Below are 12,360 nucleotides of genomic sequence, written 5' to 3'. Positions count from 1 at the left end.
CAATACCTTTGCATAAAGATAAAAAACAGTAAATTTTTTGCAAGTTTAATTAGGAAAAAGTTTTCATTTTTCTGCGAAACTTACGAAATTTCCCCTTTTGAAGCATTTTCCGCTGCATTTTCCCCAATTTATCGGAAAATTTTACCAAATATCGGCGGGAAGTCGCGAAATATCACGAAAATCGAGTTTCTGCGAACCGTTTGACGAAACCGGAGAAAGCTTGGCCAGCGGCTTTCCGGCGCGTTCGATGACGATATCTTCGCCTTTTAAAGCCACTTGGTTGAGCAAATCCCCGAAGCCTTTGCGAGCTTCCATCGCCGACACAATTTTCGCCATTATTCGAGAACCTTGTCTTTGATGACGAGATCGACGCGGCGATTTTTTTGACGTCCTTCTTTCGTTGCATTATCAGCGACAGGCATCGTCATGCCGTAGCCCTTTGCCGTGAGGCGCGACGCATCAATTCCTTGTGCGACTAAAAATTCGAGGACATTCTTTGCCCGCTGTTCCGAAAGTTTGCGATTGTGTTCTGCAGAACCGGTATTATCGGTGTGCCCTTCGACAGAAACATTTAATTCTTGATAAACGCTTAAAATGCCGGCGACGCGGGCGAGGCTTGTTTTTAAGTCCGCTTTGAGAGTCGCTTTGTCCACATCAAAAAGAATGTCCGACATCGAAAGGATAATGCCGCGAGCATCTTCCGTCACCTGAATCAAGCGAGACTGCAATTCGTTCAATTTATTCTTCGCTTCGTTTTGACGCGCTTCGGCTTTCGCCCGTTCTTCTTGGAGAAGTTTATTGAGCGAATCTTCTCGGGCACGAGCTTCTTCGGCGCGGAGCGCTTCGCGGGCAGCAGCCGCATCGACGACGGAATCCATTGCCGAATTTGTCTTTGCTAACTTGGCGCGTTCTGCTTGCAAATCTTCTTCTAATGTCGAAGCGCGACCGCTGCGAGCTTCGGCGATTTTTTCTTGCACTCGGCGAATGCTGTCGCGGACTTGTAATTGCTTTTTCCGCTTTTCTAACGCAGCGTTACGAGAATTTTGCGCAGCGATTTGCGACGAAATCATCTGCACATACAATGCGCAACTTTCTTCTTTTGTTTGAATGCGTGCGTTCTGCGGATCATTCTTTTTCATCGTTTCCAAAGACTGCGCAAACGCTTTCGCTTCGGCAATCGAAAGGCGAATTTGCGCAGAGCCCGCAGGCAATGATTTTTCTAAAGAATCTAACTGCAACGCACAAGAATTGGAGTCGGCAAAAACTTCAGCCGAAAGTGCTAGGACACAAGCGGATAAAATTTTGAAAATTTTCATTTTGCTTCCTCCGTTTGATTTTCGGCGTTTGCACTTTCTGCGGTTTCACTCAATTTCGCTGCCGATTCTTTTCCCTTCGTTTCGTTTTCGAGAATGCTTTGGTAAAGTTTCTGCTGTTCTTCGTCGCCGAGTAATTCACGCGCTGCGGTTTCATCGGCTAATGCAGCATCTTTCGCTTCTTTTTCGGCAAAGGCAACGCGGTATTGCAACCGACTTTTTTCTGCGGCGTCCATCGCCACATCGATTTTTCCTTCTTCGGCAAATTGCTTCGCCTGCAAAAGAGATTTTTCACCTTGCACCGTTGCGGGCGATTTAATTTTTTCAACAGCCGCTGCGTTCTGCATACCTTCGGCTTCGGCAATGGATGTGTTTAACATTTCTTTGTTGCTTGCGCAACCGACAGCGAGCAAGAAAAGTCCACCGAGTAAAATCTTCGTTCTCATAAATCCTCCGAGATACCCAAAATTTAGAAATGAAAATTTTTTCAAACTGTCCGCGTCACATTTCGAATCCATTTTTTCTGCTGAATTCGCCAAATGATAATCGGAAATTTTGCAAGTTCATCGGTTCGAAGCATTAAGAAAATAATCGGATAAGACGCTTCCCAAACAAATCCCGCCAAATAGCCAAGCGGAATGGAAAATACCCACAAACTTCCGATGTCGATAATCGATGTAAAAGTCGTATCGCCGCCTGCGCGCAAAATGCCCACAATCGAAGGCGTTGAATACGATTGTAAAACAACCATAATGCATTGAATGCCGATGAAAGTTTTCGCCAGTTGAATTGTTTCCGCGGGAATTGCATACAAAGTAAGAATCGCATCTTTGAAAATAAATAGACACGACGCGGTTAAAATTCCCACCAAAACGCCCGAAGCTAAAAGCGTATTGGCATACTTTTTCACCTTCGAAAAATCTTTGCCACCGCCCAAAATATTTCCGATAATCGGAGCCGAAGCGCCTGCCACTCCGAAAATAAAAATGAGCGCCATTTGCTGTAAAGTGCCGACAATACTTGCCGCTGCGATAATCGTCGAATTTAAATGGCCAAGAATCACCGACTGCGCCGAAACTCCCACTGCCCAACCCGATTCATTGATTACAACAGGAATGCTATAATGCAAAAAATCCGCAAATAAAACGCGATCAAAATGGAATAATTTTTTGAATCTAAAATTCAAATGACGCTCGTAAAAACGCACGTATATCAGCATGATAATGCATTCGACTGCGCGAGCAATTACAGTTCCGAGGGCCGCTCCTTTTACGCCCATCGCAGGGAAACCTAAATGCCCAAAAATCAAGACCCAGTTTAAAAATACATTTAAGAAAAACGCAATCACATTGATGATTAATCCCGCTTTTACTTCGCGCGTACTGCGCATAAGCATAATCATCGTGTTGCTGAATCCGTAAAAATAATACGTGATTCCTTGAATACGCAAATAATCCACGCCAATGCTTATGAGTTCTGCGTCATTCGTAAAAATTTTCATCACCTGTTCAGGAAAAACAGTCGTGATAAATCCCACCAAAAAAGAAAATAAAATTCCAATCGATAATGTAATTGAGACGATTTTTTGTATCGCTTTTGCATCGTGTTTTCCGTAATACTGCGCGACTAAAACGCCGCCACCGCTTGCGATTCCAAACGAAAGCATCGAAAAAATAAAGAAAGGCTGAGACGCTAAAGTTACTGCTCCCAATGCTGCTTCTGAAATTTGCCCGACCATAATATTATCGGCAAGCGAAAGCGAAAATTTGACCAAATCCTGCAACGCAATCGGAAGCGCAAGCCCAACAAGCACTAAAAAGAAATGGCGTTCAAGAATAAATTTGGAAAGGATTTTCGTCATTCAAAAAGCATTTTTAGAAAGGTGTGCGCGCCGAAGGCGCGCAAGTTTTCACCTCGCGGCTAAGCCGCCATTATTTCGTCAGAATTTACTTGCCCGCAGCGACAATTTCACCGCCCACATAATTCATGATTTTGTAAGCGTAGCCTTGCTCGGTTAAAAAGAGTTGACGATTCATCGAAAATTCTTGTTCCTTCGAATCCTTCGTCACTAACGAAAAGAAATGCGCCGGGCGTCCGTCTTCTTTCGGGCGAAGAACGCGTCCAAGACGCTGCGCTTCTTCTTGGCGGCTGCCAAATGTTCCCGAAATCTGAATGAGAATGCTCGCATCCGGCAAGTCGATGGCGAAGTTTCCCACTTTCGAAACCATGAGATTGCGCAAGCTGCCGTTGCGGAAAGCGGCGTAAAGTTTATCGCGTTCTTTGTTCGGCGTTTTTCCGGTGATGAGAGGAATGCCGAGTTTTTCCGAAAGCGTATTCAGCTGTTCAATGTATTGCCCGATGATGAGAATGCGATCTTCGGGTTCATTGTATTTGGCGATGAGACTTTCTACCACATCGTCTTTCTGCGGATTCATACTTGCGATGTTAATTTTTTCGCGGGTCGGCGCTAACGCATATTTCATTTTCAATTCGGGATTCATCGCCACGCGAATTTCTGCGCAGTCAGCGGTTGCAATCCAACCTTGCGATTCCAAAACCTTCCAAGGCAAGTCAAATTTTTTCGGACCGATGAGCGAGAAAACTTCGGTTTCTTTGCCGTCTTCGCGGACGAGAGTTGCTGTAAGGCCGAGACGACGAGTCGCTTGCATTTCGGCGCTAAAGCGGAACACGGGCGCAGGGAGCAAATGCACTTCGTCGTAAATCATTAAGCCCCATTTGTGCTCGCTGAAAAGCGGGAAGTTGACGAGCGCTTTATCTTCGGATTTCTTTTCTTCGGTTTCTTCCGAAGTTTCCGATTCTTCTTCGGATTTTTTGGTGCGTTTCCGCTGCGTTAAAATTTGATAAGTCGCAACGGTCACCGGACCGATTTCTTTGACATCGCCCGAATATTCGCGGACTTGGTCTGCTGTCAAAGTCGTCTTGTCGAGGATTTCACGAATCCATTGACGCGCAGACGAAATGTTCGGCGTTAAAATGAGAGTGCGCGTTTTCATGAGCGCCATCGTCGCCATTCCAATCACCGTTTTTCCCGAACCGCAAGGCAAAACGATAACGCCCGAGCCGCCTTTTTCCGAGCCCGATGCGTAGAAAATTTCCGCCGCTTCCCGCTGATAATCGCGGAGCTTGAGTTCTTTTCCGCTGAGCGTTTCTTTGCGCAATTCAATTTGCAGCGGATCGCCAGAAACATAGCCCGCAATATCTTCGACGGGGAAACCGTTCAACGTGAGCGACATTTTCAAAATGCCACGTTTATTCGGATCGACGTAAACTTTATCTTCGCCTTCGAATTCGATTAAGCAATCGCCGACATTCGGCAGTTTGCAAACTTCTTTGAAAAGTGCAACATCCGTCGCTTCTAAGCAAAGTCCTTTTTCTCTTTTCACGAGCCGAAGCATTCCGTAGCGGCTCATGTATTCTTGAATTTCGGTCACGACCGATTCGGGCAACGGATACTTGCTTTGATTTTCTAAGCGCTGAATAACATCATCGGCCGAAAGCCCTGTAGAAGCAGCATTCCAAAGCGACAAATGCGAAATGCGATATGTGTGTAAATGTTCTGGACTTTTGACAAGTTCTGTGAACGGAGCGATTGCATCGCGCGCTTCAATGTAATGAGGATTGTGAACTTCAACAAGGATTTCCAAGTTGCTTTGAACAATAATTGCGCCTTCAGGATTCATAGGCGCCATATTTAGAAATTTTTTCACCACTTGTGAGGCTTTTAATAAAAAATTAAGCGCGACTTGCACGCCGATAGCGGGCTTGTATTTTTCTTCTTCAAACAAAATGCTTTATAAAATTCTATTTTCTTTTTTATGGAATCACCGCGTCAGATAATCAATCTATTCCTCTCCAAGAAGCATTCGCCCGAAGAACTCAAAGGCGGACTTTTCCGCGCTGCCGAGGCGGCCGAAAAAATTGGAATGACTTACATGGAAGCGACCTTCCAACTCGGCGATCACGCCAAAGAAGAAGGCTTATCCGAAGACGAATCCGATGCGATTATTCGCCGCGCTTACGCAGCCGATAAACGGACACGCGAACGGGAAACCGCCGCAATCGCCGAAGAAGCACCCGCAGCACAGCAACCCGCAACGCAGGCCATGCCCGCAATTCCTGCGATGCCCGCACAAAGTATCGCCGGGCAACCGATTATCACGGGAGCACTCGCCTTAGAACAAGTTCTCGCGATGGGACTTGACGCAAAAGCGCTTGAACTTTTACAAAATCACCGCATCGATCCCGAAGCGCTCAACATTCCGTGGCCCACTCCCGATTGGCGTTCGGACTTTTTGAAACTGCTCAAAGCGTTGTTCAAGCCCGAAGAATTTATCGAATACAAAATGTCGAATACGCCGGATGCGACGACGGAACAAGTCGCGGGCATTTTAGCGCGAGCCGATAGCATCAAAAAAACGATGAAGTCTTTGGACGGTCCCGACGGCGCACTTGTTTCCATCAATGCGGTAAATGGTCCCGAAGGCGAAAATGAATCTTATCGTTTCCGTTATGCTGTCGTCGATAATCCGAAAATCAGCTTAGCGAAACAACTCGCTTATTACAAAGCGTTAAATCTTCCTTGCGCAGCTCTCGTAAGCACAGGCGCAAACTCGGTGCAAGCGTGGATTAAAATCAACGCGCAAACCCGCGAAGAATACGACGAACGCGTCGAATATCTTTTCAAAACTCTCGCCGATCAAGGATTTGATGTTGAATCTAACGGACCCAATCCTTCGCAGATGGTTCGGCTTCCGGGCGTTCTCCGCAACGGAAAACAGCAATATCTTATCGGCTTAGAACAAGGCGCAAAATCTTTTGAAGATTGGAAAACTTGGGTAGAATTCTGCCTTGACGGAAAGCCTCTTATCGAACTTGCAAGCGATAACGATGACGCTCCGAAAAAAGACCGCTTATTCATCGACAATGTGCTGCAAGCGGGTGAACTGATGCTTTTCACGGCGCCCGCAAAAACCGGCAAATCTTTTGCGTTAATGGATTTAGCGCTTTCACTTTCGCATGGCGAAGATTGGCTCGGGCAAACAACGCATAAAACCGATGTGCTTTTTGTGAACTTTGACAGTTCGCGTTCCGCCCTTTTAAATCGCTTATTCGCCGTCGCCAATTCCCGCGGACTTTCCGCAGCCGTTCCCGAAATCGGCGTTTTGAATTTGCGCGGACTCGCGCTTTCGCCACTTGAAATGGCGCAGTATATCGCAAAGCGTATCAAAGGAGCAAAGCAACTCGAAGATCACGATTACGGAGTCATTATCATCGATTCGATTTCTGCAATTTTGCACAACCCGAAAGCGATTCGAAATAATATTCCGTCCGAGCAATCGCTTTTGCTTTTGACCGATACGTTAATTGCGCTCACCGGTTCTGCGGTCGTCGTTTCAGCGAACTCCAAAGAATTTCCGGAATTCGAAAGTCACGCCGATTCGGTCATTTCCCTTTTGCCGATTGACAGTCGCCCGAATATGTTCCACCTCCGCGGCTCATTCCGCAATTTCCCAGCGCTTCCCGCTGCCGATTGCAACTGGCGTTATCCGCGATTTATTTTTTAATTCTTCACCTTTCAAAAATCGATTCCTTCACGCGATATGATGCAAAGAAAAAAATTGGAAAACCGCGGCACTTGGGGCCGCAAACCCACGACCAAAAAAGAAGAACCCGAAAAGAAAATTCTCGGACCCGTGCCTTCGGATTTAGCGGGGAAAAAAGCCTACTTAGAAAATTGGGCAAAAGAAAATAAAATCCCCGGAAAAATTCAAAGTTGGTTTTCCATTCCGACGAAATTTGAAAATTGCGATTGGCGCATCCGTTCGCAGCCTCTCAATAAAACGAGCCGCATTCTTTCGATAGAAGGCCCGTTCAAAGGCGCAAAGCCGCCGAAAATCGTCCTCGATATCGATGCCCAAATTCGGAAGCCGCACCTCGCCAAATTCCGCAAATCCATTTTGCAAATTTGGTTCCGCGCAACCGGCGACGGACGCTACGGTCTTGCCATTCAAAACATTTTGCATTCTTCCGAAGCGACCCGCGAATTCAAAACGTTTTTGAATTACTTGGAGCACGAACACGCTGACGAAATTCTTTCGTGTTATCAAATTCAAATTCGCCCGGTGCAAGCTTTTGATCCCGCTCATCCGACGGAAGCGCAAATCGATTTGCGTAAAGGTATGGGCAGCGAATTTCTCCCGATTGCGGATACCGGAAAATTTTACAACATCGTCGATTGGACGCCACCGGCAAAAGAACCGTGGATTGCTCTGCCAAAGCGCATTTGCGACGCAATTCACCCGACAAAAAACGACAAATTTTTGGAATGTTATGCAGGCACAGGATACATCGCCGAATCGCTTTCGTCATCCTTTGCCGAAGCCTATGCTGTGGACAAGCGCAACATTTCCCGCAAAACGCCGAATGTCAAATTCATCCGCGCAGAAATTGACAAAGACTTTTTCCCGAAATTTTTTAACGGCAAAGGCAAAGACGGCAAATGGACAATCTACTTGGATCCGCCCGACGGCAAAGCGCTTCCCGCAAATGTCATCTCGGAAATCGTCGCCAGTTGTCCAGAACGCATTCTTTTAAATTCTTCCAACTTAAGCGTCGCCACGATGGAAATTAAACGTTTCCGCCGCGAAGGATTTATGCTCCGGAAAATTATCCCGCTCGATTTGGAACCGGGAAATGCGACCTTCCAAACTCTTTTCCTCTTTGTCCCCGATCGCGCAGGTCTTCTCGGCCGACACGAAACGCACACCGGTAAAGTCATTAAGCACCGCGAAAATTCGCCTTTCCGCGAATCTAGCGCCAAAGAAACGGTGCATTTTACCCAAAAGCGTCGTCCGTAAAAATCTCGTCTTCTCAAAAAAGGTTAAATTGATAAATATGAGGCACTTAAAAAGCATTACGATGGCTCTTGGTCTTGCAGCTCTTGCTGCGAGCGCTTACTTTGTCAAAGAAGGCGATACCCTTTGGGATATTTCCGACGAATATTTGAACAATCCGTTCGCGTGGCCAGATCTTTGGGAAAATAACCAACACATTAAAGACCCGCATTGGATTTACCCGGGCGATTCCATTTATCTCGGCGAAGCTACCGCTGATTCGGCAAAGCCCGAACCGAAAAAGCCCACGGCACCGTGCGCAACCGCAAGCCCCGATTCCACTCTTCCGAAAGGAGTTTCGGTTCCCAGCGGATGTGCGGGCAACGAAAACAGCAATTTCGACAAAATGCTCGGCGCACTCGCAAACGATACCGCCCACGCGAAGAAAAAGACGCCTCCGAAAACAGGAACTTCGTTCTACTATTCGCAGCGTCCGGCGCCCAAAACCTTTAATGGTTACTACCAAGTTCTTGCGCCCATCGTTACTTCGCCCAAGGAATTAAAAGCCGATTCTTCTTGGTTCGAAATTAAATCCGGCGAAAAGCACGAACCGCTTGTCCATACGACCGAAAAAGAAATCGTCCTCGGCATCGGCATGAACACGCCGCAGAAAGCGCACGTCGGCGACATGGTTGAAATTTGGGACGCACGCCGCGTCAATTTGCCGCAGACAAAAATCCGCAAAGAAGAACAAGGCGCAATTCTCCGCTACACAGGACTCGCCCGCATTACCGATGTCGGCGATACTCTTTCGCGCGCAGTTATTCTGCAGACGATGAGCGAAATCAGAATGGATCATGCGAAAGCGCGTTTGCAAAAACCGTTTACGCCGATCAATGTCAGCGGTTATGAAAATGTCAAATCGACTGCGATTAAAGAAATGGCGATTGTCCGCTATTCGTTAGAAAAGAATTTAGTCGTCGGTCCTTACGGTTATGTGATGATCGACCAAGGCACGGATCACGGTTATGCCGTCGGCGATGGCGTTGCCATTTGGGAACGCGACCGTTCGGATTCTCTCATTCCGCCGCGCCTTCTCGCCCGCGGGCTCGTGACAAGCGTCAATCCCGATATAGCGATTATTCTTATCCGCGAATCCTACTACGGCGACCGCCGCATCGATTTTGGAAATCTCGCATCGATTACGCACAAAGCGAACGTCGTAAAATGAAATTTCGCTTAGCGATTTATGCGGTTTGGGCATTCGTGATTCTCATCGCGCTTTTGCTTTCGCTCACGGTTCTTTTTACCGTGAGCCCTTCGACCGCCGACTCCGTCGCCAATATTCTCGGTCCCACAAAACTTTCGCAAATGGTTCGCATCCTTTACTGACTTTAGGTAAGAATTGAAACTTCCAAAGAACAATCGCATTTTCATTGCGCTCTTTTTCTGCGGAATCATCATTCCGACAGCGATTCTTGCCATTCTCAGTTTTCGCAATGTGCAAAATGAACTTTTGCTCACGGAAAAAAATTTTGAAGATTCGCAAACCGCTTTTTTAAAACAAACGGTGCAAACGATTCAAAATGAACAGCGCGAAGTTTTAAAAGAATCGAAAAACGCATCGCAATTTTTATACGAACAGCCGCAGAAATTATTGGAATTTGGCAACGCAGCTTCTTTCAAAAAAGTCCCCGGCGTTAGCGCCATTTTTCTTTTTAACGAGAACCATCTCGTTTTTCCGAGCGTTTCCATTACCGATGACGCGACGCAATCGAGTGCGCCGATTACCGTTCCCGGTCGCATCGAAAAAGAATTGCTCCGCGGAGAAATTTCGGGACGCGGACCCGAGAAAATTGAATACGCTCGCTCTGCTGTTTTGATGCGTTCGCCCTTTATTTCCAAGCAAGATAATATTTTGAATGTGCTCGGCCTTTTGCGTTTGCATTACAAGAAAAAAGCCTACAACGAAGTGCTGCAAATCATCGACTTTTTAGAACAGCATCCCGAATTTCACGGTTACTTGCAAAACGATTTAATCGAATCGCTGCATTTTTTGAAATTTGAAATTTTCGTCGAAGAGAAGAAACACGAAAAAGCCGAAAATTATTGCTTAGCACTTTTTTCTGATTTTTTAGAAGGCCGCTCGTTACAAGATATCGGCAAAGCCAAATTTTTCTTTGACAATGCGCTCAGCCAAATACTTTCCTTCGAAGATCTTTCGCAAGAAAAACGCGACGCCTTTTGGAATCTCCGCGAGAATTTAAATCGTCAGCTAGAACACGCCGAAATTTTTACGCAGCACCGCGAATTTTTAGAACGCTTTGCGCAAGATCAATATTCTTCGAAAGACGGCATTTTTTACAAGCGCGATGCGCAGACTTTATTTTTCCGCATGGCGTATCCGTGGCTTTCGGGCGACCAAGTCGTCATCGGCATGATCGACGCCGACGCTTACCGCGACCGCATTTGCAAACGCCTCGCCGAAGTTTCCCGCGAATGGAAACATTTAATTTTTACCATTACCGACAATCGCGATTCCACGATTTCTGGAAAAGTCCCAAAGAGCGATGCCGAAATTTCTCGTCAAATCGATCTCGGCGAAGGGCTCGGTTGGTCGCTCACCCTTTACAAACGCAACTCGCAAGAAATTTACAGCGAAGCGCGTCACAAAATGTTCTTGCTTTCGGGGCTTGTCGCGTTCTCCCTTTTGACCGTTCTTCTCGGATCATTCTTTATTCTCAAATCGATTTCGCAAGAGCGTAAATTGATTATGATGAAAACGAATTTTTTGTCATCGGTTTCGCACGAATTAAAGACGCCGCTCACTTCCATCAAAATGTTTGCCGAAATGATTTCCAATGGACGCGTACAAAAAATTGAAAAATGTCAAGAATACACAAAGCTCATCGTGAAAGAATCTTCGCGCTTAGAAAATTTAATCGCAGCGATTCTCAACTACACGCGAATGGAATCGGGGAAGCAAGTTTTCCATTGGGAAAAAATGGATCTTTCGGAATGCGTCGCTAAAGTTTACGAATCCATTTTGGATCAAGCGGACAATCGCGGCATCACGATGACAAAAGAATTGAATGCCGGCGCATTTATTATGGGAGACTTCACCGCTCTCTACAGTTTAGTGCAAAGTTTGATTGAAAATGCAATCAAATACACAAATCCTCCGGGAAAAGTGCATGTGAAAGTTGCCGAAGAAAACGGAAAAATCGTATTTTCTGTAGCAGATACCGGAATCGGCATCGCTTCTTCGGAGCAAAAAAATATCTTTAATGACTTCTATCGCGTCGGCGATGAAATGACCCGCAGCACCAAAGGTTCGGGGCTCGGACTCGCCATCGTCAAACGCGTCGCAGAAGCACACAAAGCGAGCATCTCGGTGCAAAGTCATCCTGGCAAAGGTTCGACTTTTATCGTGCGGCTCAAAAAGGCGGAATAAAAATGGAAAGCAATCGAATTCTCATTGTCGAAGACGAAGAACTCATTCGTCTCGGACTCAAGGACAATTTTGAGCTTGAAAATTACATCGTCGAAACTGCAGGCGATGGCGACGAAGCGATTGAAAAAGCCGATTCGTTTTCGCCGGATTTAGTTTTGCTCGATTTGATGATTCCGAAGAAAAGTGGATTTGAAGTTTGCCGCTACATTCGAAAAAAGCATCCCGATACTTTCATCATTATGCTCACGGCAAAAATCGAAGAAGCGTCCAAAGTGATGGGCCTCGAAATGGGCGCCGACGATTACGTCACCAAACCGTTTTCCTTGTTAGAACTTCTCGCCCGCGTCAAAGCATTTTTGCGCCGCGGTCCGCGCACCGGTTCTGCTCCCGCAGCCCAGCCCGAAACGCCGACTCAAGATGCGGTGGACTTTAACGGAATCCATTTGGATTTTAAAAAATACGAAGCGAGCAAAAACGGAATTCCTCTCGAAATGTCTGCGCGCGAATTTCAAATTCTCAAATATTTTTGGGGAAAGCGCAAAGAAGTCATTCTCCGCGAAGATTTGCTGCAAGACATTTGGGGATACACTCCCGAGAATATGCCGTCCACGCGGACGATCGACAATCACATTGTGAATTTGCGGAAAAAAATCGAAGACGATCCGACAAATCCAAAAATCATTTTATCCATCCGCGGAGCCGGTTACAAATTCGACGTTTAAGCCCGAAACGAGAAGGC

General features: G+C 46.4%; 11 protein-coding genes. 6 read left to right on the top strand and 5 right to left on the bottom strand.

The features are described from left to right. Positions 1-141: 141 nt before the first annotated feature. From B0H50_RS00160 to B0H50_RS00140, 5 genes are all read right to left on the bottom strand, one after another. Entirely contained in the window at positions 142-336 is a 195-nt protein-coding gene (locus B0H50_RS00160; protein ID WP_106198376.1) for a type II toxin-antitoxin system Phd/YefM family antitoxin, read from the bottom strand. Then, positions 336-1,316 (bottom strand): OmpA family protein, encoded by a 981-nt coding sequence (locus B0H50_RS00155; RefSeq protein ID WP_233244433.1) that lies wholly within the window; start codon positions 1,314-1,316, stop codon positions 336-338. The genes B0H50_RS00160 and B0H50_RS00155 overlap by 1 nt, the downstream gene beginning before the upstream one ends. Then, positions 1,313-1,759, bottom strand: coding sequence for a hypothetical protein (locus B0H50_RS00150; protein WP_146129159.1), 447 nt, complete (start codon positions 1,757-1,759; stop codon positions 1,313-1,315). The genes B0H50_RS00155 and B0H50_RS00150 overlap by 4 nt, the downstream gene beginning before the upstream one ends. 41 nt (positions 1,760-1,800) lie before the next feature. Next, complete coding sequence (locus B0H50_RS00145) at positions 1,801-3,174, bottom strand: MATE family efflux transporter (RefSeq protein WP_106198374.1); 1,374 nt, start codon at positions 3,172-3,174, stop codon at positions 1,801-1,803. Positions 3,175-3,259: 85 nt separating this feature from the next. Then, positions 3,260-5,014 carry a DNA repair helicase XPB gene (locus tag B0H50_RS00140; RefSeq protein WP_106198418.1) on the bottom strand — a complete coding sequence of 585 codons (1,755 nt, stop codon included), beginning with the start codon at positions 5,012-5,014 and terminating at the stop codon, positions 3,260-3,262. A 135-nt stretch (positions 5,015-5,149) separates the two neighbouring features. Here B0H50_RS00140 and B0H50_RS00135 point away from each other — a divergent pair, with 135 nt between their 5' ends. Genes B0H50_RS00135 through B0H50_RS00115 form a run of 6 tightly spaced genes read left to right on the top strand, consistent with a single transcriptional unit; the run spans position 5,150 to position 12,343 of the window. Continuing rightward, positions 5,150-6,898: an AAA family ATPase gene (locus tag B0H50_RS00135; RefSeq protein ID WP_106198373.1), complete on the top strand. Its 1,749-nt coding sequence runs from the start codon at positions 5,150-5,152 to the stop codon at positions 6,896-6,898. 36 nt (positions 6,899-6,934) lie between these two features. Then, positions 6,935-8,191, top strand: a complete 1,257-nt coding sequence (locus B0H50_RS00130) for a class I SAM-dependent methyltransferase (protein ID WP_106198372.1) — start codon at positions 6,935-6,937, stop codon at positions 8,189-8,191. Positions 8,192-8,228: 37 nt separating this feature from the next. Then, positions 8,229-9,398 (top strand): LysM peptidoglycan-binding domain-containing protein, encoded by a 1,170-nt coding sequence (locus tag B0H50_RS00125; RefSeq protein ID WP_106198371.1) that lies wholly within the window; start codon positions 8,229-8,231, stop codon positions 9,396-9,398. Next, entirely contained in the window at positions 9,395-9,559 is a 165-nt protein-coding gene (locus B0H50_RS13230; protein ID WP_158256454.1) for a hypothetical protein, read from the top strand. The genes B0H50_RS00125 and B0H50_RS13230 overlap by 4 nt, the downstream gene beginning before the upstream one ends. Before the next feature lie 13 nt (positions 9,560-9,572). Then, positions 9,573-11,621: a sensor histidine kinase gene (locus B0H50_RS00120; RefSeq protein WP_109587047.1), complete on the top strand. Its 2,049-nt coding sequence runs from the start codon at positions 9,573-9,575 to the stop codon at positions 11,619-11,621. 2 nt (positions 11,622-11,623) lie between these two features. Beyond that, positions 11,624-12,343: a response regulator transcription factor gene (locus tag B0H50_RS00115; RefSeq protein WP_106198369.1), complete on the top strand. Its 720-nt coding sequence runs from the start codon at positions 11,624-11,626 to the stop codon at positions 12,341-12,343. Positions 12,344-12,360 lie beyond the last annotated feature (17 nt).

Source organism: Hallerella porci, from assembly GCF_003148885.1.
GTDB lineage: Bacteria > Fibrobacterota > Fibrobacteria > Fibrobacterales > Fibrobacteraceae > Hallerella > Hallerella porci.
Note: the sequence above shows the minus strand (reverse complement) of the source record. Positions and strands in the feature narration are given on the sequence as shown.